Origin of the sequence: Rhizobium sp. SG_E_25_P2, from assembly GCF_029892285.1 — a bacterium.
In the GTDB taxonomy this organism is placed as follows: Bacteria; Pseudomonadota; Alphaproteobacteria; order Rhizobiales; family Rhizobiaceae; genus Rhizobium_E.
Map to the genome: position 1 here is coordinate 259,049 of NZ_JARXVM010000001.1, position 23,538 is coordinate 282,586.

A 23,538-nucleotide genomic window follows, 5' to 3' on the forward strand; every position below is an offset into this window, starting at 1 on the left:
TTAGTCCTTCCAAATCGGGATGCGGGCAATCTGCTTCATGATGAACGGGCCGAACAGCACGACCACAAGCATCCGCACAGTCTGAAACGCCAGAACGACGGAGACGTCGGCATGGCCGGCAATTGCGACGATGGCCACGGTCTCGATGCTGCCGGGCGCCGTGGCCAGAAATGCCGTCAGCATGTCGATGGGCAGAAACAGCCGCAGAACCAAGGCCAGGAGTGCGCTTAGCGCGATCAATAACAGGCACGACACCAGCACGACCGGCACGATGCGCACGACATTGGCGAGCGATTCTCGCGTGAATTTCAGCCCGACCTCCAGTCCGATCACGGCGAATGTCAGGGAAACCACCTCATCGAGCAAGACGATGTGAAAGGCTCCCGACGCTTCTAAAAACGCGCCCAGAACCAGGGGCGCCAGCATGGCGGCGGCCGGGATCCAGCGCAGTCGGGCGGCAAAAGGCGCGATCAGCGCCAACAGCGCCGACAATCCGACCGCAGTCCAGGAAAACCCGCCCACGGGATCAGCCGCCAGATTGGCCAAAGGCGAATTGGGCAGGAAATGCGTGATCATCGACACGGCGAAGATCACGCTTGCCAGCCGGGTATATTGCATCAAGGCCACGATCCGGCCGTCGATACCACGCTCCTGGGCGATGATCACCATCGCTCCCGACATGCCGGGAAGGCTGCCAAGGATTGCCGGCATTTGCGCCACCCCACCCCAGCGATTGATCGACCAGCCGACAAAAAACGCCGAGGCCAGGGTGAGAGCCGTAAACAGGATCAAAAGCGGCCAATGGGCGGACACATCCACGAGAATGGACGGCGTCAGGCTGCGGGCGATGAAGACGCCCGCAAAGCCCTGCGCCAATATGTAGACGATCCTGGGCATGCGCAGTTGGGCGCCGCCGACGCCGAACACGATCCCGGCGATCATTGAGCCAAGCAGCACGGCGGCGGGAAATCCGACCTGTGTCAGCACGAAGGCAAGCATGACGGCGAGCAGGATGAGCCCCGCCCAGTTCCGCGCCTTGGCGCCGTGCTCCCGCCACCGCTGCCCGTCTGTTTCTGCAATACTCATGCGAACGGACCGCCCGTGAATCCAACCGCCTTTTCGGCGAAAGCGGCCACATGCAGCAGCCGCGCATCATCGCCAATCCGACCGACTAACTGCGCGCCGACGGGGAGACCCTTGGCCGACAACATCACGGGAAGGGTCACGCAAGGACCATGCAAAACAGTCCACGGGCTGTTGAACACAGGCGCGCCGGTGGATGAAAGGCCTTCTGGCGCCTCTCCCGGCGCCGGCAGCGTCATGATCGCATCCAGCCCATCCATCAGTGCAGACAGTTGCGCGCGTCGTTCGATGATGGCAGTGCAAGCCGCTTCATAGTCTTCCACCGAAACTTTCGCTTTTTCAGTCAGGAAATCGCGCGTGACCGGCGTCAATCTATCCCAGAGCTTAAGGCGTTCGTGGGCCAGAGCGTGCGTGACCTCCCACCCCATGATCGCCGAATGCAGGTCGTGCAGACTGTCGAACCAGTCGGGCAAGGCGATCGTTTTCATCACACCGCCAGCAGCCGAAATCCGCGTAGCCGCCTGTTCCAGCGCGACCATGGCTTCGGGACCTGCTTGATCAATGCGCGAAGGCGCAAACAGGCCGATCACCGGCTGGTCCGGAATATCATTGACTACGAGGCGCGAACGCCCAGAAAGGGCTGCAGCGCACCAGGCTGCATCATCCACTCTGCGGGTAATCAGCCCCAGAGTGTCGAGCTGATGCGACAAGACCTTGACTTCAGCGGCGTCAATCAATCCAAAGCTCGGCTTGTAGCCGACCACCCCACAATAGGAGGCGGGGCGAATGATGGAGCCGGCTGTCTGTGTGCCGAAGGCCATCAGCGCCATTCCGGCGGCCACCGCCGCGCAAGAACCGCTCGATGATCCGCCGGGGGTATGGGCCGGATTATAGGGGTTACGCGTCTTGCCGGAGCTGGCCATGGCGAACTCGGTCGAGACGGTCTTGCCGAGAACCAGCGCTCCCTCTGCGCGGCTCAGCGCTACGCAGGGCGCATCGCAAGCCGGCTGAAAGCCTTCATAGGCGGACGAACCGTAGCCGGTGGGCATATCCGCTGTGTCGATGACATCCTTGACGCCGATGGCGACGCCCGAAAGCGCGCCTTTCGGGCCGGCCTTGTCGATGTCGCCCGCCTGAGCCAAGATCTGTTCCGCATCGATATATTTCCAAGCCTGCACATCGGCTTCATGCGCAGCGATCCGCTCCAGATAGGCTTCGGCGATCTCGGTCACGGTCAGGCTGTGGCCTTCAACGAAAGCAGCCAATGTTCTGGCGCTAAGCGCGCGGATTTCAGGGGATGACAACTTGTTCATTTTCTCTCCTTCGCATGCGGCTCAAGCCGACACACTCCGCGGGCGGCGATGAAACCAGGGCCGGGCGCGCTCGATCTGCCCTGCCAGCGAAAACAGAAGTTCCTCGCCGCCAAAGGCTGCGCCAAGATGCACGCCGATGGGCAACCCGAATTGTGATTGGCCAAACGGCACGCTCATGGCCGGGCAACCCGAGGCGTTGAAGGCGCAGGTAAACGGTCCATGCGACCAGAAGCGGTCATAAAAACTGTCGAGATCGCCCTGGCTGCTCGCCATCTCGCCGATCACAGGCGCAAGTTCTCCGGTGACGGGCGACATAAGCACGTCATAGCGCTCAAAGAACCGGCCGAGCGACCGCGCCGTCTGGTGCAACTGATTGACAGCGGAGAGATATTCGATGCTGCTGTGCGCCAAACCTTCGCGCACCCATTGCGCATTGACCGGCTCCAGTTCCGAGATCGGATCGGAGAGCCCGAGCTGGCGGCCGCGCGCCAACACCGCCGGCGCAACATTGACGCCGGCAATCACCCGCCAGGCGGCCTTCAGGGCATGTGCATCATAGCCTGCTTTATCGACCAGCTCGACGTGGTGGCCCAAGCTTTCCAGAAAACTGGCGGCCTCTTCGACCGTCCTGATGATGTCAGGATGAACCGCCGTGCCGAGCGGCGAGGTCAGCGTCAACCCGATGCGCAGCGGCTTTGGATCACGACCGGCGGCGGCGAGGAACGAGCCAGCGGCGGCCGGCGCGGCATAGGGATCGCCGATATCTGGACCCGCAGACGCATCGAGCAGAGCCGCATTGTCGCGAACGCTCCATGACAGCGCATGCGGCGTCGACATGCCGGCAATACCTTCCACAGCCACAGGGCCGAGCGGGTTACGCATGCGGCTGGGCTTGAAGCCGAACAGGCCGCTATGGGAGGCGGGCAGACGCGTCGAACCTGCGCCATCCGATGCATTGGCCATCGGCATGATCCCTGCGGCGACGGCTGCGGCGGACCCGCCCGACGAGCCGCCCGGGCCATGCTCCGTGTTCCAGGGATTACGTGTGACGCCGAAGGCCGAAGGCTCGGTCGCAAAACTCAGCGCAAATTCCGGCGTATTGGATTTGCCGACAATGACCAGACCCGCATTCTTGTAGCGGGCAGCCAGCGTTCCATCACGGCTCGATACGGCATCGGCGAAAAGCCTGGATCCTGTCGACAGGATCATGTCCTTCACTTCAAAGCCAGTGTTCTTGATCAGGAACGGCACGCCGGTGAAGAGCCCGTCGGGCAAGCCTTGTTCAATGGCGCTGAATGCAAGATCGAAATGGCGATGAACCACGGTGTTCAGCACAGGATCGAGCGCCTCGATCAGCGAGATGGCTGTTTTCAACAGCTCAACCGGTGAAACCGCCTTGGTCTTGACCAACTGGGCCAGGCCCAGCGCGTCATAGGTCTGATATTCGGCAATTCTCATTGTCATCACGCAATCTGCGCCAGAAACTCGGCCTTGTCCCAGAGATCCTGCGTCTCAATGATCTGTCCGTTTTCAATCGTGAACACATGCAGCCCTGGCAGGGCGACTGGCTTGGCTGCGGCATCCGAAGAGCGCGGCGCCACATGGCCCGTCATCGTATAGACAACAGCGACGCGGCCAGCGGAGCGAACCCGTTCGCGCTCGCGCCAGACGACATCGGGCATCATCTTGAAAAAGCCTTCGAGCCCCGCCTGAAGCGCATCGGCGCCGGCGCGCGTCTTGCCCATGGCCATCTCGACATGGCGCCCATCACTGGCATAGAGCGCAATGGCTGCGGACGCATCATGGCGATTATAGCAATCGTAAAACTGGTCGATGAGTTGATCGTGAGACAACATGGCATGTCTTTCGGTCGAGCCGACTGGCGGCCGCCAAAACAAGAGATGGAAGACAAGGCGCATTGGCGCGCCTTGTCCTCGTTTTCGCTGATTACCAGTCCATGCCGGCAAGTTTCTTGACCTGCGCGACATAGCCGTTGCGATCGACTTCATCGAACAGGCGGGCGCGCAGGCGCGGCGCAGGGCTGGCGTTGACGTTTTCAAACAGGGCGACGCGGCCGGCAAGCGCGCTTGCGGTCATGTCCCAGATGAAGTTCATCAACAGTTCCTTCTGCATAGCCGATACGCCATGACCAGGCAGCAGATCCTTGAGATGGTGGCCGATCTCCGGGTTCTCGTAAGCAGCCTTGCCGAACCGCATGACCAGGCCCTGACCACACATTTCCTGCAGGATATGGATGATGCGCGGATAGTGCTGGATGGAATAGAGACGGCCTGCCGTCAGCATGCCGACATCCGGCGCCATGACATCAGCTTCGGTCGGCTTGGCCTTGGCTTCGGCGGCGTAGATGAAGGCGCGCAAGGTCTGCGCATATTCGATCAGTTCGCCCAGCATCATCTGCACGGCCGGGATCTTGTCGGTGCCAAGCACCTCGATAACCATCTGGCCGGCGCCGACGAACAGTTCGGCTTTAACCGCCAGACGCGTCAGCACATGCCAATGGGCAAACACGCAGACCGGACCATACCATTGCATGGCTGTGGGATCGCCGAGATTGAAGATCCGCTCCGTCGGCACGAACACATTGTCGAACACGATGAATTGGTCGGCTTCTTCGCCGCGATGACCGACCGGGTGGTCGAACGGGTCAGCGCCCGGCTGCGACACCATTTCGCGCGAGATCATCTTGATGCCGGGCGTGTTGATCGGCACAGAGCCCCAGATGCAGGCGTCGGCGGGCGTAGACTGGATGCCGCCGAGATTGGTGAAGAAGATTTCGTTGGCCTGAGCGGCGATGGAGCCGACCGTCTTGGCGCCTGAAATGCGGATGCCGCCCTTCTCGACCGATTTGACCCGCAACAGCGACCCTTCCGCCGCTTTTGGATCAGAACGATCTGTCTGCGGGCCCGCAAGGCTTTCGGAGGCGGTCAGATTGTTTTCACGGCCAAACGCAATGTAGCTTTCGATATTCTCGGCAAAATCAGGGCTGCAGCCGTCGATCAGCGATTTTTTCGCCTTGAAGGTTGGCAGATAGGCAGCCAGACCAACGGCGATCGCCGGAGCCAGATCCGGCGGACGACCAAAAGTGCCGCCCGTCTTCAGGCTGGTGTATTCGATCATCTTGCGACGATCTTCCAGATCCTGCTTGGTGCGCGGAATCTGCCAGGAACGGCTGACGATCTCGTTGGTCGTCGGCTCGATATAGGTGGTGGCGTCGGCGTATTCTTCGGTGAACTGGTCGTCAAACATGGAGGCGAGCAGATCAATGCCCGCTTTCAGCGCCGGCTCGTCGGTCACCTTCTCAACGCGCTTGCCCCCGACCCAGAGCTGGCGCCCATCATCGAGTGATGCCTTGAACTCTTCGCCTGTCTTCAGGCGACTGACGACCTTTGCCTTGGCGGCGGACACTGTGTTGACCATTGGCTTCTCCTAAACCCCTCAAATTGGACACCGCACCGGCCGTGTTCGTCTGACGATCGACGGCAAGGCATGCATCCAGCGTGGCCCGTGCGGCTTCTTAGAGCCGACGATGAGCAAGGTAGCCCCCAACCAATTAAAATCAACCAAAATTATTGGTTGGAAAATTTTTGTCACGCCGAAGATTTGGGCGCCCGTCGCAAAATTGCACTAAAAGCATCCATTTAAACACTTTTTCATGACGCCATCAGGAAAATTCCCGTTCTCCGAGTGCAAATTTCCAATAGGTGTGCAAACGCATTGAACACAGATTTTTTGATTTTTCTCCAACCATACTCCAACCATTAAATATTGGTTGAATCTGTGTTGACGCTCTTCAAAGCCTGATTATAGTCTCGCGGCAGACGGGGCAGCCAACCATTTCCCATATGGTTGACACGACCCGACACATGGCTTGGCTTTTCAAGCTTTCCGCAGCGGAGTTTTCCATGGCGTCCCCATCATCAAGACCCGGCGATAAAGACGATCTGCGAGGCGGCCTATTTCTGACTGCACCGAAGTCCGTCCGAGCTGGAAACGCAGGTCATGACGATTGGGCTAATCTTGACGCCCGCTTTTCGCTCGAAGCTGATTTCGGCGCGCGTTTGCCAGGATTGTCCGGCGAGACCACACCAGATTCGCTCGACCGGCATCCGGTCTTCTATCTGGTTCAGCAGAAAGACAGCGCCAGTCTGCTGCTTTTGCCACAATTTCGCATGCAATACGGCCCCTGGTTTTACCGTGCCGAGAGACTGGGAATACCAGTGCGCAAGCGTCGCACCGCAGGCGATCGGTCGCGCGCCATCATTCTTCATCGTAATGAGGAGCGGCGACAGTCCTTTGGACCCGCGCTCCAGCGGCGTGGCGTAAGCGCCAGACGCAGAAAAGGCAGCGCAAACCACGGAAGCGGCTACAAAGAATTGAATATATCTCATATACGTCCCCTTTGACTTTCGCAAAGGCCTATCACTGAGATATATCCATGTAAAGCAATCAATAAAAGGGAACAGAGATGAAAATGAAAACTATATCTACGCTTCTCGCATCAGTAACTTTTGCGCTATTTACAACAATGGCGCATTCTCAGGACATAAAGTCCATCGCAATTCTTACGCCTGAACAAGGAACAGACTTCGGCTGGAACCAGCAAGGCGTCGATGGCGCAAAAGCTGCCGGCAAGGCGACCGGCGTTGAGGTGGTGACGGCTGAAAATCTTGGCTATGGCGATGTGCGGCCGACCCTGCGCGAGCTGGCGGAAGACGGCAATGCGCTTCTCATCGCCCATGCCAGCGGCTACAATACCGCAGCGCCTGAGATTGGCGCGGAACTGGGTGTGAAGGTCGCCATTGTCGACAGCCCCAACTCGCTGAAAAAGGACGCGGTGGCCGACTACACCGCCAGCGGCCATGAAGGCGCGTATCTTGCCGGACGCCTTGCCGCCAAAATGTCGCGCTCCGGCACTGTCGGCATCGTGGTGTCGGGCGAGCCGCCATCTTGGAATTCGCAATCCGCCGCTTTTGCCGAAGGCGTGAAGGCTGAGAAGCCGTCGACCGTCATCCGCTACGCCGTGATCGGCCCGGCCGCCTATTCCGACGCCGCTGGCGGCAAGCGCGTGACGGAATCGCTGATCGCTTCCGGCGCCGACATCATTTTCGGCCAGGGCAACGGCTCGTCCTTCGGCATGCTGCAGGCCGTGGAAACGACAAAGGCCGTCGACGGCGGCAAGGTGCTGTTCATTGATGTGATCGGCGACAAGTCCACTATCGACAAGGGCTATCTGCTGAGTTCGGTGTTGTGGAACCTGACGCCCGTCTACACAGCCATGATCGAGGACATCAAGGCGGACAAATTCGGATCACGGAACTACAATATCTCGCTGCAGGATGACTCCGTCTCGCTGCTCAAGACCAAGCAGATCCCGGACGATGTCTGGACATCGGTGATGGAGATCCGCGACCAGATCATCAAGGGCGACATCAAGATCACGCCGAAGTTCGACGCCGAATCCGTGCATGCGCTGGTCAGCCAGTTGAAGTAATAAATAGTGGTCCGGGGCCGGCGCAAGCCAACTCCGGACCGCATGACTGCGCGGAAAAAACGGCGGTAATTTTGATGACATCTCCCCAAGCTGCGGCGTTGGCGCCGAGCCAGCCGATCGTGTCGCTGAAAGACGTGACCAAGCGCTTTCCCGGCATTGTCGCAAACGATTCCATATCGATCGATTTTTTCCCGGGTGAAGTGCATGTGCTTCTGGGCGAGAACGGCGCTGGCAAGTCCACACTGGTCAGCATGCTCTCCGGACTGCAGCAGCCGGACGATGGCGACATCCTGATCGACGGGGTTCGCAAGGCCATCCAGTCGCCGCAGCACGCTTTGTCAGTGGGCATCGGCACGGTGTTTCAGCATTCCATGCTGGTGCCCAGCCTGACGCTGGTGGACAATGTCAATCTCGGCGGTCGCTGGTGGCGCAGCCCGGACAGGCCAGCGATCGCTGCGCGCATGAGCGAAACCGCCCGGTCGATCGGCGTCGAGGTCACGCCGATGGCGGTGACCAACAGCCTGTCGCTGGGCGAGCAGCAACAAGCCGAGATCGTGCGTGCGCTGATGCGCGGCAGCCGCTTTCTCATTCTTGATGAAGCCACCGCCATGCTGACGCCGAAGGATGCGGAGAAGCTTGGCCTTCTGATGCGCCGGCTGGTGTCGCAGGGTCTCGCGGTGATCTTCATCACCCACAAGCTCAACGAAGCCGTGGCCTATGGCGATCGGATCTCGGTGCTGCGGCTCGGCAAGAAAGTCGGTGCGATTGCGCCGGATGCATTGAAATCGCTTGGCCCGGAAAAGGTGACGCAAGAAATCGTCAGGCTGATGTTTGGCCAGAGCGAAGACAAAACCGCCCAACCGCAGGCAGATACCGTATCCAGGGCAAAGCCGCCTCTGGGCGAACCCGTGCTGGAAATTCTGGCTCTCGAAGTCGATGATCCGTCTGTCCCGGTCTCCGGCGTCGAGTTGAAGATCCGCTCTGGCGAAATCGTCGGCGTCGCCGGCATCGATGGCAATGGCCAGAAGCAGCTGGCCGAAGCGCTCGCCGGCCAACGGCCCATCCGCAATGGACGCATCTATCTCGACGGCGCGCCGCTGGAGGATCTTTCCGTGGGCGATCGTCGCAAGCGCGGCCTGCGTTATGTCACCGATGATCGCCTGGGCGAAGGCACGGTCGGCGCTTTTCCCGTTTCCATCAATCTTCTGCTCAAGCAGATCGGCGAAGCGCCATTCTGGCGATCGGGTCTCGAAAACCCATCCGAAATCGCCGCCAACGCCCGAAAACAGGTGGTCGAATTCGACATACGCACGCCAAGCATTGAAACGCCTGCGGGCAAGCTGTCGGGTGGGAATATCCAGAAACTGCTTCTGGCGCGCGAACTGACCGGCTCCGCCCGCGCTGTCATCTTCGCCAAGCCGACTTATGGGCTGGACCTGCAGAATATCGCCGCCTCGCGCCGCCGCATCCGCGACGCCGCCGATACCGGCAAGGCGGTGCTGGTGTTTTCAACCGAGCTCGACGAACTCCTGGAATTGTCCGACCGTATCGCTGTGATGTCGCAGGGACGCGTGGTCGGCATTGTCGACAATGACGCCTCCGCCCGCCAGCGGATCGGCGAAATGATGAGTGGTGTGGCCAAATGAGCGCGGACATCTCGAGCGTCGCTAAGGGCGGCGACATGACTAAATCGGCCGTAGCGACTGGCCAGAGCGATACGACGCGCGAACGCCTGCACACCATAGCCCTGTCCATCGGGCCGCTGATCGCCGCGCTGCTGATCGCCAGCCTGATCCTGTTGCTGATGAGCGTCGATCCGCTTGCCTATTACGGCTATATCGTCAAAAGGGGTCTGCTGTCGCCCACCGGCCTGCAGGCGACCCTGACGGGCATGGGACCTCTGCTGCTCATCGCCGCCGGCCTGATCGTCGCCTTCCGCGCCGGCATATGGAATCTCGGCGGCGACGCGCAGTTCCTGCTCGGCGCCGTGTTCGTCGCCGCCTTCGCGCCGCTTCTGGTTCAGATCATGCCTGTTTGGGCCACGCTCATCGTCAGCCTGGTCATTGGCGCGGTCGCCGGCGCAATCTGGTCAATCGTGCCTGCGCTGTTGCGCGCCTATCAGGGCGTCAACGAGATCATCACCACGATGATGATGACGTTTCTCGGCATTTCCTTCGCCAATGTGCTGGTGAAACTATTGTTTCTCGATCCGACGACGACTGTGCCGCAAACCCGCACACTGCCGGTCGAGGATCGCCTGCCGCGTCTTTTCGACACCACCGTATCGAGCGGACTACTGATCGGTTTGGCCGCGATCCTGATCGTGCATTTTGTCATGGCGCGCACCGCTTTCGGCCTCAAGCTGCGGATCGTTGGGGCCAATGCCCGCGCCGCCGTGCATGCGGGACTGCCGGTGTCGGCGCTCACGGTCACGGTGTTCGCTTTGTCGGCCGGCCTCTCCGGCCTGTCGGGCGCGACCGCCATCCTCGGCCAATATGGCAATGTCCGCGCCGACTGGAATCCGGCCTATTCGCTGACCATCGTGCCGCTGGTGTTTCTGGCCCGCTTCAATGGTTTTGCCACCATCGCCTATGTGTTTTTCTTCTCGATGCTGTCGATCGGCAGCGAGAGCGCCGCGCGACGGATGGGCGTGCCGAATTATTTCACGCTGGTGACCATGGCGGTTCTGCTCATTTTGCTCGCCGTCACCGAAATGCTCGATCAACGTCGCCGCGATCGCAAGAGGGTTTGACCATGACGCTTTTCACGGAAGCCTTCATGACCGCATTGCTGGTGGGCGCGATCGCCGCCGGCATCCCGCTTCTGCTTGCCGGCCTCGGCGAACAACTCTCTGAAAAGGCCGGCGTGTTAAATATCGGCATTGAAGGCATGATGCTGTCGGGCGCCTATTTCGGCTTCCTTGTCGCCTGGAAGACAGACTCGGCCTTGCTCGGCTTTCTAGGCGGCATGGGCGGCGGCATGGTCGTCGCAGCGCTGATGGCGCTGTTTTGCGTGCGCATGGGCCTGAACCAGATCGTCATCGGCATTGCGCTGACGCTCGGGGCGGAGGGAGCCACAGCGCTTCTGCATCATGTGCAGTTCAGCCAGAGCTATCCGAGACTGTCGGCGCCGACGACATGGGCCATTCCAGGATTGACTCAAATCCCGGTGCTCGGGCCCGCGCTGTTCAGCCGCGAACCGGTCGCCTATCTCTCCCTGGCGCTGGTGGGCGTGCTTGCCTATCTCTACCGCCGCACACATTGGGGCATCGCGCTCCAGGCGGCCGGCGACAAGCCGGCGGCCTTGGATGCCGCCGGCGTCAATGTCATTCTCATCCGCTCCGGCGCTGTCCTCATCACTGGGGCGCTTGTCGGGCTGGGCGGCGCGTTCATGGCCATTGTCGGGGCCGGCATTTTCGTGCCGTTCATGACCCATGGCCAGGGCTTTATCGGCATCGTGCTGGCGATGCTGGCTCGCGGCAAGCCGCTCTGGGTGCTGGGCGGCGCAATCCTGTTCGGCGCCTGCCTGTCGCTGACCACAGCGCTGCAGGTGGCGGGCGTGGATATTCCCACTGACGTCATCCAGATGTTGCCATTTGCCGCCGTGATGCTGGTGCTGGTTTTTCTCGGTCGCAAGGCCAATCTGCCGAGCGCTTTGGGAGCCGCCTATGTGCGCGGCGCCCGCTGATCGGCTCGGGAGCGTGGGGGGCTGGCGCCCGCCCTCGCCCCTTCATCCGTCACGATGCGTCGATGGACGCGATGACCGCCGCGGCGCCCGCGCCGATATCACAGGCGCCGGCAACCAGTTTATTGAGCGCGGCCCCCAAGGCAGCCACGGCAGTCAGCGCATAGATGGGCTGGGCGGTCGGCCCCATATGGCCGATGCGGACCAGTTTGTTGTGCGTCTCGCCACGTCCCGACGAAATCATGACGCCGTAATCATCACGCATGATGCGGCGCAATGCGGTCTCATCCACGCCCAAGGGCAGCGCCACCGCCGTCGCCGTCGGGGAGGCAATCTCCTCACGAGCCGCCCAGAGCGTCAATCCCATAGCCTTGATCCCGGCGCGGCACGCTGCGGCGGTCGCGGCGTGTCGGGCCCAGACAACCTGCGCTCCTTCCGCCAGATAAAGATCGAGCGCGGCTTCCAAGGCGTTGATCTCCGCGACCGACGGCGTGAATGGAAAGGGCTGGTCCGGGCGCCAGGCATGCTCCCAATCCAAAATGCTCAGGATCGACGCCTTTGGCGCGCGCGGATTGGATTTTATCTTCTCCCAGCCCTTGGCGCTGATAGCGAGGAGCGACAGACCCGGAGGGCAGCCCAGGCACTTGTTCGGGCCCGTGACAAAAATGTCGGCATGCACGGCGTCCGGCAAAATCTCCATGCCGCCGAAAGACGATACGGCGTCGACAATAAAAACCGCCCGGCTCTTGGCGACCAATGCGCCAATGGCCGCGACCGGATTGATGGTGCCGGACGGCGTATCGTGATGGCAGACGGCGACGACCGTGATGTCAGGCCTCTGCTCAAGCATCGCCGCGACCGCGTCGGGATCGATCGCTTCATTGAAGGGCGTACGGATCTCCAGATATTCGCGGCAGCGCGGCTCCAGCCAATAGCGATAGCCGTCGCCATAAACGCCAGACGCAAGATTGAGCACGACATCGTCTGGCGACACGACCGATGCGGCGGCGGCCTCAAGCCCAAGCACCGGTTCGCCCTGCAAGATGATCGGCGGAACAGAGGTTTGCATGGCCGCCATCGCTTTTTGGCTTACACGGGAATAGGTTTCGAGGAATCCGGGATCGTAATCGTAGAGCACCGGCCGGCCCAGCGCCTGCAGCACGGCGGGGTAACAATTGACCGGGCCAGTGGTCAGCGTGAAAATCGTTTCGTTGCGGGGCTGTGTCATGCGGCATTTTCTCCAGGCAAATGGGACGTCCTGCACTCAACCATTCGTCAAACCATAATTGATTATTGGTTGGCCATCACCTTGCACAATAGGTTTCATTCCGCAAAAAGCAATTGCGACATTCACCGACTTGGCTTAGTTGCTAGGGAAATTCGCCATCACAGCCTGCCGTTTAGGATCAACCATAAGGCCAACCATATGGCCACCACGGCCAAGCGCAGATGGCGCAGTGTGAACTATGACGCTGGGGAGGTTTGGCGTCGCGTCGGAGAGAGGACGAAGTTGGACAAGCAAGCGAAACGTCAGGCGGCAGAGGCGCTGTCGAACCCGGGCCCCCACCCCATGCCGAATGACGAGGAGCCGAGCGATGTGGTCGGCTCGCTGCGCCGGATCATGGAAGAGCACGGCGTCATGCCGCCGGAGCGCGAGCTTGCGGAACGGCTGAACATCAAGCGCCATCAGTTGCGGAAGGGGCTGCAGACGCTGCGCGACCTTGGCGAACTGGAACCGGCGCGCGCCGGCCGCAGGACGTCGACAACGGAAGCAACGGCGCAGAGCGGGCGTCTTGTCCTATCCACCAATCCGCTGGAAGTGATGGAGATGCGCATGATGCTGGAGCCGGCGCTGGCCCGGCTTGCGGCTCTGCGCGCCTCGCCCGCCGAAATCATCCGCATCGTCCAGGCGGCCAGGTCGCCGGCAGGAATGAGCCCCAGCCAGGCCGACCAGATGTTCCATCGCGCCATTGCCGCCGGGTCGCGAAACAGCCTCGCCAGCGAACTGCATCTTCTGTTGAACCAGGTGCAAAACGACAGCCGGCTGCGTTTCGCCGAAAGCGACGACGAAACCACGGCGGAGCGCATCGCCGAGCGCGACGCAGAACACCAACAGATCGCCGAGGCCATTATCGCACGCGATCCGGACCGGGCGGAAAAATGCATGTGGGATCACCTTGCAGTGGTCCAGCGCAAAATCGCCGCCAGGCTCGGCGTGGGGAGCTTGGACAGCCTGTAAGCTGCCTCAGTTTCCATCTCGACAGACCGTAATTTCCCGCCCTTGCAGCTTGAACGCCGCGAGACGCCTCACCATGGAGTTTTTAGGATGCCGCATTTCGATATTCTGATCATAGGCGCGGGCTCTGCGGGCTCGGTGCTTGCCAATCGACTATCCGCTGACCCCGCATGCCGCGTCGGTGTGCTCGAGGCGGGGGGCATGCCGACAGATCCGGACATCGACAATCCGTTAAAGTGGCCATTCATCCAAGGTCGCGACTATGATTGGGCGTTCGAGACCATCCCGCAGGCCGGCACGGCCGGGCGCGTCCATCCCTGGCCGCGTGGCAGGATATTTGGCGGATCGAGCTGCCTACACGCAATGGCGCATGTGCGCGGACATCGCGACGATTTCGCCCCCTGGGCCGAGGCGACAGGATCCTCGCGCTGGTCTTATGAGGGCTTGCTGCCAAGCTTTATCGCAATGGAGGACTTCTCAGGCCCGGCGAGCGCCCATCATGGCAAAGGCGGCCCGCTGCCTGTCTGGATTCCCCATGACGAGGTCAGTCCGGTGGCGCGGGCCTATATGCGCGCGGGCGAAGAAATCGGCGCGCCCGTGCTCGGCGATCATAATGGCGAACATCTGAACGGCTTGGCGCCCAATTCGCTGACGATTCGCGATGGCAAGCGCGTCAGCGCCGCGCAGGCCTATCTGTTCCCGATCCTGTCGCGTCCTAACCTCACGCTGCAGGGGGACGCCACGGTTCATCGGCTGATCATGGAGGCAGGCAGGATCGCGGGAGTGGAGGTGACCATTGGTGGTCAGGATATGGTCTACAGCGCCGACACGGTGATCCTTGCCGCCGGCTCAGTGGCCAATCCACTGCTGCTGATGCGCTCGGGCGTCGGCGATCCGGAGACGCTTGCGAAGGCGGGCGTCGCCTGCAGTCTGTCCCGATCGCAGGTTGGCCGCAATTTGCACGACCATTTGCTGGGCTCCGGCAACGCCTATCGATCCAGGCAACCGGTGCCCGCTTCGCGCCTCCAGCATTCCGAATCGCTGATGTATCTGAACGCAAAAGACCCGTCGATCGCCTCGGGGAAACCCGACGTGGTCCTGGGCTGCGTCATCGGCCCGTCGGCATCTGAAGCGTTGCCGTCGCAGCAGCCCGGCGAAGCCTATACGCTGCTGTTCGGGGTCACGCACCCAACCAGCCGAGGCGACCTGAAAATCTCAGGACCCGACATCGCGAACAAACCGATCATCGACCCCGCTTATCTCCAGACCGAGAATGATCGTCGGCTCTTTCGCCGCGCGCTCGATTACGCGCGCATGGTAGGCCAGGCAAGCGCGATGGACGACTGGCGCGGCGAGGAAATCTTGCCGGGTTCCAAGCCGATGTCGGACGCGGAAAAGGACGCCTTCATCGCCAAGGCGGTGATCACCCATCACCACCCGGTTGGCACATGCCGGATGGGGAAAGATGAAACCGCCGTCGTAAACGCGGACCTCAAGCTCAATGGCCTCGACAATCTCTATATCGTCGATGCTTCGGTCATTCCCTCGATCACTTCCGGCCCCGTTCACGCCGCCGTTCTGGCGATCGCGGAAACCTTTGCCGCGACATGGAGGCCATGAGCTGAGCGCGGCGAGAGAGAGTCCCGCGGGCTCTGGATCATAGTCACGCATCTGGCCCGGCGCCAAACACCCAACAAAACGGGGATGCTTGCTGGACATCCGACGGACGGAACCTTTTAAAACCGGGTGATCGCACTCGGCGGAATGACCAGGTCCTGGCATCCCACTTCGCAACCGGGTTTTGCAAGCGCGGCCCCGCGTTTCCTTTCAAAAGCATATCGCGTGGCCTTGCGAAACAACCGCCGCGATCCTGCCTCGCAGGCGCTGCCGACTGCTTTGCAATGGCTGAAACCGAGCATGCGGTCGCTGTTTCGGTCGAAATGAAAATGAAAGATCCTTGCGTCGACGCCAAATAGGTCGCCCGGTATATGGAAAATCACATTAACGACTTGTAGAGCTTTCTTAAGTTTTAATTTACCATATTTATTTACTTTTTCCTTCAGCGATCAACAGGGCAATCGCTTTAGAGGGGCAAGTTCAATGGCCGCGCAGGCAAGGCAAAAACGCATCACTTCCGAGATCCAGCCGGAAGCCTATTCGCTGGAAGCGAAATATGCTCGTTTCGACAAATTTCTGAAAAGTCTCTGGAAGGATGTCTATCCCGAGACGGCCACAGAGTTGCATGACTCCATCACCGCCTCGGCCTATAAGGCGCTCAAGACGGAGCATCCGTTGGCCGAAGGCGCCAAGGTGCTGGATATTGGTTGCGGCCAAGGCGTGGCGCTTAAGCACTTCACCGCCGACAAACTCGACGCCGTCGGCATCGCCATCGGCGAGGATGTGCGGATCTGCTGCGAGAAGGGTTACAACGCCGTCGAGATGGACCTGTCCTTTCTCGATTTCGAAGACGAAACCTTCGATCTCGTCTGGTCGCGACATGTGCTGGAACATAGCATTTTCCCCTATTTCTCGCTGGCGGAAACCTATCGTGTGCTGAAGCCGGGCGGCATCCTCTATATGGAAGTGCCGGCGCCGGATACTGCGGCCAATCATCAGAACAACCCCAATCACTACTCCGTGCTCGGCCGCTCGATGTGGCTCGAACTGATCCGCCGCGTTGGCTATTCGTCGGTTCGGGTTCGCGAAATCGGCTTTAACCTCGCCGCGGGCCCCGACCGCTATTGGAGTTTCACGGTCAAAAAGCGCTGACGCAGAGCAACTGATCCGCGCAAAGCAAAGCTATATAGGGCGGCGCTGGCGAAAGGGATGAGAATCGCCTAGACATCGAGGAAGGCGCGGCCCGCGCCTCCCTCCCTCCACCGGGAAAGCATCATCATGCCGGGCGATATCCCTTGGGACATCCTTGAGCGCGCTGCATAAGGAGGGGTTGCGGAAAAGCTCGCTGTGCGAGGTTCCGATGACATATCCTGTTTTCCTGCTTAAACGACAGGCGCGGCGGTTGGCGCGCGACAAAAACCAGCCGCTCCATCAGGCGCTCGACGAGATTGCCCGGCGCGAGGGCTATCAGGCCTGGAGCCATCTGGTTGCGGCATCGAACCGCCAGGCTGTCCCCGATCCAGCCATATTCGCCGAGCCGGGCGAGGTGTTGCTCATTGGCGCACGCCCGAGTCAGGGAAAGACGCTGTTCGGGCTTGGTCTGGCCGCGGATGCCGTGCGGGCCGGATTTCAGGCCTCCATCTTTTCGCTGGAATGCACCGAGCCGACTATCAGGCGTCGACTGGAGCGCATGCGGCGCGCAGACGACCTGACATCGGGACGGCTTCGGATCGACCTGACGGAGGGGCTGGACGCCGATCACATCATGACCCAACTGCAAACCGCCAAGCCTGGAGACGTCGCCGTCGTCGACTATCTGCAACTGCTGGACCAGAACCGACGGTCGCCAACGCTGCGCGATCAGGTCGCGCGTCTGCGCGGGCATGCGCGTGACAGGCGCCTCCGGCTGGCGTTTCTCTCGCAGATCGACAGGCGTTTCGAGCTTTCCGGAAAGCCTGTGCCCGACTATTCCGACATCAGGAGGCTCGACGCGCTCGGCACAGGCCTGTTCGACAAGGCCTGCTTCCTGCACAAGGGAAAAACAAGCCTCGTCACATTGCCGCCGTCCGGCTGATATCGCCGCAATCGGCAGGGGCGGATTTAGATCCGCCCGAACGTGTCTTCGATGCGAACGATGTCGTCTTCGCCGAGATAAGAGCCGGTCTGGACTTCCACCAGCTCAAGCAGGATTTTCCCGGGGTTCGAAAGGCGGTGCAACTCACCCTGCGGAATATAGATCGACTCGTTTTCGCGCAGCATCTGCTTGGCCTCGCCAATCTGCACCTCGGCGGTGCCGCGCACCACGATCCAGTGCTCGGAGCGGTGATGGTGCTTCTGCAGCGACAACTGCTTGCCCGGCTTCACGAAGATACGCTTCACCTGAAAGCGTTCGCCCATCAACACGGACGTATAGCCGCCCCAGGGCCGGTAGCTGGTGCGATGCTCCTCGGTGAGTTTGGCGGTGGCCGGGTTCTTCATCAGGTCTTTCACGACCTTGCCGACATCCTGCGCATCGGTGAGCTTGCCCACATACACAGCGTCTTCCGAAACCAGCACCACCGCGTCCTCCACCCCGTTGACCGCGACATGGGCGCTTTCGGAGAAGACGAAGGAATTCTTGGTGTTGTAGAGATTGACCGGTCCGCGCGCGACATTGCCGTCCGCATCGCATTCGCTTTCCTTCCACACCGCGTCCCAGGCGCCGAGATCCGACCACTGGATCGGCGACGGCGCGACGGAGGCGAGCTTGGTGTGCTCGAAAATCGCATAGTCGACGGAGATATCGGGCGACTTGGCGAATTCCGCCTCGCCGAGGCGGACGAAATCGAGATCGACGCGGGCATTGTCGACCGAATTCTTAGCCGCATCCAACACTTCTGGCGCAAACGCCGCGCATTCGCCGAGGAAGACGTCGGTGTTGAACAGGAACATCCCGGAATTCCAGTAATAGTTTCCGGTCGCCAGCATGTCCTTGGCGCGCTCCTCATTCGGCTTTTCGACGAAGCGCTGGACGAGATGGGCGCCAGAAGCCTCCTTTTGTCCAGCCTCGATATAGCCGAAGCCGGTCGCCGGCGAAGTCGGAGTGATGCCGAAAGTGGCGAGACGACCCGCGCGGGCGGCTGCGGTGGCGGTGTCGATCGCCGTTACATAGGCGTCGTCCACACGGATATTGTGGTCGGAAGCCAGCACATGCACGAGCCGCGGCCCGTTCTTGGCGGCGATCAGAGCCGCGGCCGCGATGGCGGGGGCAGTGTTGCGCGCGATCGGCTCGAGAACAACCGCCTCCAGTTCGACGCCCGCCTCCTGAGCCTGCTCGGCGACCAGGAAGCGATATTCGGAATTGGTCACCACGATCGGCTTGCCATATCGTTTGGGATCCTTGAGCCGCTTCAGCGTCAACTGAAAGAGGCTGTCGTCGCCGATCAGCGCCAAAAACTGTTTGGGCCGCGCCGAACGTGACATCGGCCAGAGACGCGTGCCTTTGCCGCCCGCCAAGATAACCGGGACGATGAGATCCTGAGACATATGCACCTTGCTCCAAAATGAGGACCGGATCCCTTGCGGCGCGTACGGATGCAAGCAGACGGCCAAATCATGTTTCCGTTCTTCATTGGCATATTCTTCAGGGTGGAAACAAGCGTCAGCGCAAGGCGGGACAAATTGCGGCGAATGCTGCAAAACTCCGGCAATTGATTCGCAACACGAGGAAAATAAGCATGGAGCGCATCGCCGCGATGGTCATGTTGAGCGCCGGATGGAAGCGTTTCGCGATCGCTGTCGCCGCCGGCGCTTTCTCGGCGCTGATGCTGCCGCCATTCGGCCTGTTTCCCGCCGGTTTCGTGTCTTTTTCCGTGCTTGTCTGGCTGATCGACGGCGCTTCGGGCAATCCCGATCGCGGCGTCATCCTGCGCCGATGGCCGTCTTTCCTCATCGGCTGGAGCTTCGGGCTCGGCTATTTCGTCGCCAGCCTCTGGTGGACCGCCAATGCGCTTCTGGTGGATGCTGACGAATTCGCCTGGGCGGTGCCGCTGGCGGCCGTCGGGCTGCCCGCCTACCTGGCTATCTTTTACGGCCTGGCGGCAGTGCTGGCCAGAATGCTCTGGAGCGACGGTTTCCTGCGCATTCTCGCCCTGGCCGCGAGCTTCGGTCTCGCTGAGTGGCTGCGCGGCGTCGTGTTCACCGGCTTTCCCTGGAATGCTGTCGGCCAGGGCCTCACGCCGTTCCCGCTGATGATGCAAAGCCTTGCCTTGGTGGGCAGCCACACGATGAATATGGCGGCGGTGTTCATTTTCGCAGCGCCGGCGCTTTTTGCCTCGTCACGCGGTCGGGCAGCGGGCTTGAGCCTTGCTGCGCTTCTGTTCACCGCGCATCTCGGCTATGGCGCCTATGCTTTGTATCTGGCGCCGCAACCGGCGCAAACCGATCGAGTCGTCAGGCTGGTGCAGCCGGCAATCTCGCAAGCCGACAAGCTGGATGACGATCAACGCGCCGCCGTCTTCCAGGCGCATCTGGATCTCACCAAGGCCCCCCCGGCCACCGGTGGAAAGCCGCCCCGCCTGATCGTATGGCCGGAAACCTCGGTTCCTTTCATCCTCACACGCAGCCCGGATGCGCTGTCGTTGATCTCCGACGCGCTTGAGGATGGACAGACCCTGTTTGCGGGCGCAGTGCGCGTGGAAGGCGGCGGCGCCGAGGAACGTTTTTACAACTCGATCTACATGATCGATTCCCAAGGCCAGATCATCGGCGCCGCGGACAAAGTGCATCTCGTGCCTTTCGGAGAGTTTCTCCCGTTCGAGGACTTTTTCCGCAAACTGGATCTCCAGGCAGTCGCCGCCATGCCCGGCGGCTTTTCGGCCGCGCTTCAGCGCGGCATGCTGACGCTGCCGGACGGTTTCAGGCTGATGCCGCTCATCTGCTACGAAATCATCTTTCCGGACGAGATCAACGCCGAGGGTTCCGACGCGCCGGACGCGATCCTGAACATCACCAATGACGAATGGTTCGGCGTCAGCCCCGGACCTTGGCAGCATTTCCTCCAGGCGCGGCTGACGGCGGTGGAAACGGGCCTGCCGGTGATCCGCGACGCCAATAGCGGCATATCGGCGATGATCGACCCGCGCGGAAGAGTCGTCGCCGGACTCGCTTTTGGCGCAAAAGGTTTCACCGACACAACCATTCCGACCAAGATCGACACAATTGTGCCAAAAGCCTACCGCACACTCCTCTTCGGGTTGCTGCTGTTATCTAGTTTTTTGATTGCATTGCTTGCTCGCATGGGTTTTGTTTTCGATCGCAATTGACCAAAAACCCCTAGAAATGCATAGTGTATTCGACGGGTTCAAGACATCCTGGAACACGCCATCAATTAACGACATGCAACGTTCGGTTTGCGCATCCTCCCGTATTGGCGGCAGAACTGCACGGCACACATCACCGGAACCAAAAAATGATAGAAAACAAGAAGAAACCGAATCCGATCGACATCCATGTGGGCAGCCGGATTCGCCTTCGCCGCACTATGTTGGGCATGAGCCAGGAGAAGCTCGGCGAAAGCTTGGGCATCACCTTCCAGCAGATCCAAAAATATGAAAAAGGCACCAACCGCGTCGGCGCAAGCCGTCTGCAGGCGATCTCGGGCATTCTGAATGTTCCGGTGTCCTTCTTCTTCGAAGACGCTCCCGATGGCAACCCTGCCAACACGCCATCCGGCATGGCTGAAGCGTCAAGCTCCAATTACGTCGTCGACTTCCTGTCTTCTTCGGAAGGCCTGCAGTTGAACCGCGCCTTCGTAAAGATCACCGATCAAAAGGTCCGTCGCAAACTCGTCGACCTCGTCAAGGCTCTCGCCGCCGAGGCGGAAACCGAATAATGCCGCATCTGGATCGCGGGTTTCCCCAGGGGAACCCGCATCCGGTCGCATAGCGCCGCGCGCGCAAAGTCCCCTCCCCCGCATGACCTGAATCGACCGATCTGCCTTCCGCCTTGTCATTCGAGGCAGCGAGAAATCGCGCATGACCGATTTCCGTTAATGAAGCGGAAACACATTCATATAAAGATATATTTATGTCCTTCTACGCTTGTTTTTCAACAGGCGAGTGACTACACCTGCTTCGGTCTTTCATTGAGGGGAATCCCGCATGCGCTCCAGCTATCTGTTCACCAGCGAGTCGGTATCTGAAGGTCATCCAGACAAGGTCTGCGACCGAATTTCCGACGAAATCGTCGACCTCGTCTATCGCGAAGCCATCAAGACCGGCATCGACCCCTGGTCTGTCCGCATCGCATGCGAGACGCTCGCCACAACCAACCGCGTGGTGATCGCCGGAGAAGTGCGTCTGCCGCCAAGCTTGATGAAGAAAGACAAGAACGGCGTCGACCAGATCAATCCCTCCAAGTTCAAGGCCGTGGCGCGCAAGGCGATCCGCGACATCGGCTATGAGCAGGACGGCTTCCATTGGAAGACCGCAAAGATCGATGTGCTGCTGCATTCGCAGTCGGCCGACATTGCCCAAGGCGTTGACAACGCCGCCGACAAGCAGGGCGAAGAGGGCGCCGGCGACCAGGGAATCATGTTCGGCTACGCCTGCAATGAGACGCCTGACCTGATGCCGGCGCCGATTTATTATTCGCATCGCATTCTACAATTGATTTCGGAGGCGCGCCGCAAGGGCGAAGGCGACCCCGGCAAGCTTGGTCCGGACGCCAAGAGCCAGGTGACCGTGCGTTATGTCGACGGCAAACCCGCCGCAGCAACATCCATCGTTTTGTCGACGCAGCATCTGGACGAAAGCTGGGACTCCCAGAAGGTGCGCAGCGTTGTCGAACCCTTTATCCGGGAAGCGCTTGGCGATCTGCCGATCGCCGACGATTGCGCCTGGTACATCAACCCCACCGGCAAATTCGTGATCGGCGGACCTGACGGCGACGCTGGCCTCACCGGCCGCAAAATCATTGTCGACACCTATGGCGGCGCGGCGCCCCATGGCGGCGGCGCATTTTCGGGCAAGGACACGACCAAGGTCGACCGTTCGGCCGCTTATATGGCGCGTTACCTCGCAAAGAATGTCGTGGCCGCAGGTCTTGCCGACCGCTGCACGATCCAGCTCTCCTACGCCATTGGCGTCGCCCAACCGCTGTCGATCTATGTCGACTTGCATGGCACGGGCAAGAAGGTGACGGAAGACCAGATCGAGGCCGCGATCCGCAAGGTGATCGACCTCTCGCCGACCGGCATTCGCCGTCACCTCAACCTCAACAAGCCGATTTACGCCAAGACCTCGTCCTATGGCCATTTTGGCCGCAAGGCCGGCCGTGACGGTTCCTTCTCCTGGGAAAAGATCGACCTGGCCAAGCCGCTCAAGGAAGCTTTGGCTTCGTGAGCGCTTCCGACGATCAGACAGAGCACCCTTCGCGCTCGACCGAAGCCTTTTTCGGTCGGCGCAAAGGCAAGGCGCTCCGGGTCAATCAGGCGCGCCTGATGGGCGAGACTTTGTCGGCGCTGAAGCTCGATCTTTCCAAGCCGGCGCCCGACGATCTCGCAACGCTTTTTCCCACGCCGGTCGAGCGCATCCGGCTCGAAAGCGGTTTCGGCGGCGGTGAACACCTCATTCACCGGGCGCTGGAAAATCCGGAGACCGGTTTCATTGGCGTAGAGCCCTTCGTCAATTCCATGGCGAAGCTGCTGGCGCGGGTTGAAGAACAGGGCATCCGCAATATCCGCGTCTTCGATGATGATGCGACTTTGGTGCTCGACTGGTTGCCACCCGCTTCCGTCGACCATATGGATCTGCTCTATCCGGACCCTTGGCCGAAAAAGCGTCACTGGAAGCGTCGTTTCGTGTCCGACATCAATGTCGAACGCTTCCATCGGGTGATCAAGCCCGGCGGGCAGTTCTGCTTCGCCTCGGATATCGACACCTATGTGAACTGGACTCTCGCACATTTCGACCGGCATCCCGGTTTCGAATGGACGGCGCGCAACGCCCGCGACTGGCTGACCCCCTTCGCGAACTGGCCAGGCACCCGCTACGAGGCGAAAGCCCGGAGAGAGGGTCGTTCCTCAGCCTACCTGACCTTCAGCCGGCTGTGAC

20 protein-coding genes are annotated in these 23,538 nt (G+C 60.7%); 12 read left to right on the forward strand and 8 right to left on the reverse strand.

All coding sequences use genetic code 11. From position 1 onward, the window contains the following. The 6 genes from M2360_RS01155 to M2360_RS01180 all read right to left on the reverse strand — a co-directional run bounded on the left by M2360_RS01155 (position 1) and on the right by M2360_RS01180 (position 6,805). Positions 1-1,086 (reverse strand): AbrB family transcriptional regulator, encoded by a 1,086-nt coding sequence (locus M2360_RS01155; RefSeq protein WP_280772531.1) that lies wholly within the window; start codon positions 1,084-1,086, stop codon positions 1-3. After that, positions 1,083-2,396 carry an amidase gene (locus M2360_RS01160; protein ID WP_280772532.1) on the reverse strand — a complete coding sequence of 438 codons (1,314 nt, stop codon included), beginning with the start codon at positions 2,394-2,396 and terminating at the stop codon, positions 1,083-1,085. The genes M2360_RS01155 and M2360_RS01160 overlap by 4 nt, the downstream gene beginning before the upstream one ends. A 21-nt stretch (positions 2,397-2,417) precedes the next feature. Next, complete coding sequence (locus M2360_RS01165) at positions 2,418-3,860, reverse strand: amidase (RefSeq protein WP_280772533.1); 1,443 nt, start codon at positions 3,858-3,860, stop codon at positions 2,418-2,420. Beyond that, positions 3,860-4,252, reverse strand: coding sequence for a nuclear transport factor 2 family protein (locus M2360_RS01170; RefSeq protein ID WP_280772534.1), 393 nt, complete (start codon positions 4,250-4,252; stop codon positions 3,860-3,862). The genes M2360_RS01165 and M2360_RS01170 overlap by 1 nt, the downstream gene beginning before the upstream one ends. Positions 4,253-4,343: 91 nt before the next feature. After that, on the reverse strand, positions 4,344-5,834 hold the full coding sequence (locus M2360_RS01175; protein WP_280772535.1) for a 4-hydroxyphenylacetate 3-hydroxylase N-terminal domain-containing protein: 1,491 nt from the start codon (positions 5,832-5,834) through the stop codon (positions 4,344-4,346). 536 nt (positions 5,835-6,370) lie between these two features. Then, positions 6,371-6,805, reverse strand: a complete 435-nt coding sequence (locus M2360_RS01180) for a hypothetical protein (RefSeq protein WP_280772536.1) — start codon at positions 6,803-6,805, stop codon at positions 6,371-6,373. Positions 6,806-6,888: 83 nt separating this feature from the next. Between M2360_RS01180 and M2360_RS01185 the strand changes: the two genes are divergently transcribed. From M2360_RS01185 to M2360_RS01200, 4 genes are all read left to right on the forward strand, one after another. Next, positions 6,889-7,908, forward strand: coding sequence for a BMP family protein (locus M2360_RS01185; RefSeq protein ID WP_280772537.1), 1,020 nt, complete (start codon positions 6,889-6,891; stop codon positions 7,906-7,908). Positions 7,909-7,982: 74 nt separating this feature from the next. Next, a complete protein-coding gene (locus M2360_RS01190) occupies positions 7,983-9,554 on the forward strand; it encodes an ABC transporter ATP-binding protein (protein WP_280772538.1) in 1,572 nt (523 codons plus the stop codon). After that, on the forward strand, positions 9,551-10,660 hold the full coding sequence (locus M2360_RS01195) for an ABC transporter permease (protein ID WP_280772539.1): 1,110 nt from the start codon (positions 9,551-9,553) through the stop codon (positions 10,658-10,660). Before M2360_RS01190 ends, M2360_RS01195 begins: the two co-directional genes overlap by 4 nt. A 2-nt stretch (positions 10,661-10,662) precedes the next feature. After that, complete coding sequence (locus M2360_RS01200) at positions 10,663-11,595, forward strand: ABC transporter permease (RefSeq protein WP_280772540.1); 933 nt, start codon at positions 10,663-10,665, stop codon at positions 11,593-11,595. 49 nt (positions 11,596-11,644) lie between these two features. Here the strand turns inward: M2360_RS01200 and M2360_RS01205 are convergent, their stop codons facing one another. Beyond that, positions 11,645-12,820, reverse strand: a complete 1,176-nt coding sequence (locus tag M2360_RS01205) for an alanine--glyoxylate aminotransferase family protein (protein ID WP_280772541.1) — start codon at positions 12,818-12,820, stop codon at positions 11,645-11,647. 198 nt (positions 12,821-13,018) lie between these two features. Here M2360_RS01205 and M2360_RS01210 point away from each other — a divergent pair, with 198 nt between their 5' ends. From M2360_RS01210 to M2360_RS01225, 4 genes are all read left to right on the forward strand, one after another. After that, positions 13,019-13,831 carry an FCD domain-containing protein gene (locus M2360_RS01210; protein ID WP_280772542.1) on the forward strand — a complete coding sequence of 271 codons (813 nt, stop codon included), beginning with the start codon at positions 13,019-13,021 and terminating at the stop codon, positions 13,829-13,831. Positions 13,832-13,918: 87 nt separating this feature from the next. Beyond that, complete coding sequence (locus M2360_RS01215; RefSeq protein ID WP_280772543.1) at positions 13,919-15,448, forward strand: GMC family oxidoreductase N-terminal domain-containing protein; 1,530 nt, start codon at positions 13,919-13,921, stop codon at positions 15,446-15,448. A 480-nt stretch (positions 15,449-15,928) separates the two neighbouring features. Beyond that, positions 15,929-16,597 (forward strand): SAM-dependent methyltransferase, encoded by a 669-nt coding sequence (locus M2360_RS01220; RefSeq protein WP_280772544.1) that lies wholly within the window; start codon positions 15,929-15,931, stop codon positions 16,595-16,597. A 208-nt stretch (positions 16,598-16,805) separates the two neighbouring features. Further along, on the forward strand, positions 16,806-17,519 hold the full coding sequence (locus tag M2360_RS01225; protein WP_280772545.1) for a DNA helicase: 714 nt from the start codon (positions 16,806-16,808) through the stop codon (positions 17,517-17,519). Between the two features lie 26 nt (positions 17,520-17,545). Here the strand turns inward: M2360_RS01225 and M2360_RS01230 are convergent, their stop codons facing one another. Continuing rightward, the gene (locus M2360_RS01230; RefSeq protein WP_280772546.1) at positions 17,546-18,970 is read right to left on the reverse strand and encodes a mannose-1-phosphate guanylyltransferase/mannose-6-phosphate isomerase; all 1,425 of its coding nucleotides are present in this window, start codon (positions 18,968-18,970) and stop codon (positions 17,546-17,548) included. A 191-nt stretch (positions 18,971-19,161) separates the two neighbouring features. Here M2360_RS01230 and lnt point away from each other — a divergent pair, with 191 nt between their 5' ends. From lnt to trmB, 4 genes are all read left to right on the forward strand, one after another. Continuing rightward, a complete protein-coding gene (gene lnt / locus M2360_RS01235) occupies positions 19,162-20,748 on the forward strand; it encodes an apolipoprotein N-acyltransferase (RefSeq protein ID WP_280772547.1) in 1,587 nt (528 codons plus the stop codon). 146 nt (positions 20,749-20,894) lie between these two features. Then, positions 20,895-21,317, forward strand: coding sequence for a helix-turn-helix transcriptional regulator (locus M2360_RS01240; RefSeq protein WP_280772548.1), 423 nt, complete (start codon positions 20,895-20,897; stop codon positions 21,315-21,317). A 268-nt stretch (positions 21,318-21,585) separates the two neighbouring features. Beyond that, the gene (gene metK, locus M2360_RS01245) at positions 21,586-22,827 is read left to right on the forward strand and encodes a methionine adenosyltransferase (RefSeq protein WP_280772549.1); all 1,242 of its coding nucleotides are present in this window, start codon (positions 21,586-21,588) and stop codon (positions 22,825-22,827) included. Continuing rightward, positions 22,824-23,537, forward strand: coding sequence for a tRNA (guanosine(46)-N7)-methyltransferase TrmB (trmB, locus tag M2360_RS01250; protein ID WP_280772550.1), 714 nt, complete (start codon positions 22,824-22,826; stop codon positions 23,535-23,537). Before metK ends, trmB begins: the two co-directional genes overlap by 4 nt. Position 23,538: the final 1 nt, after the last annotated feature.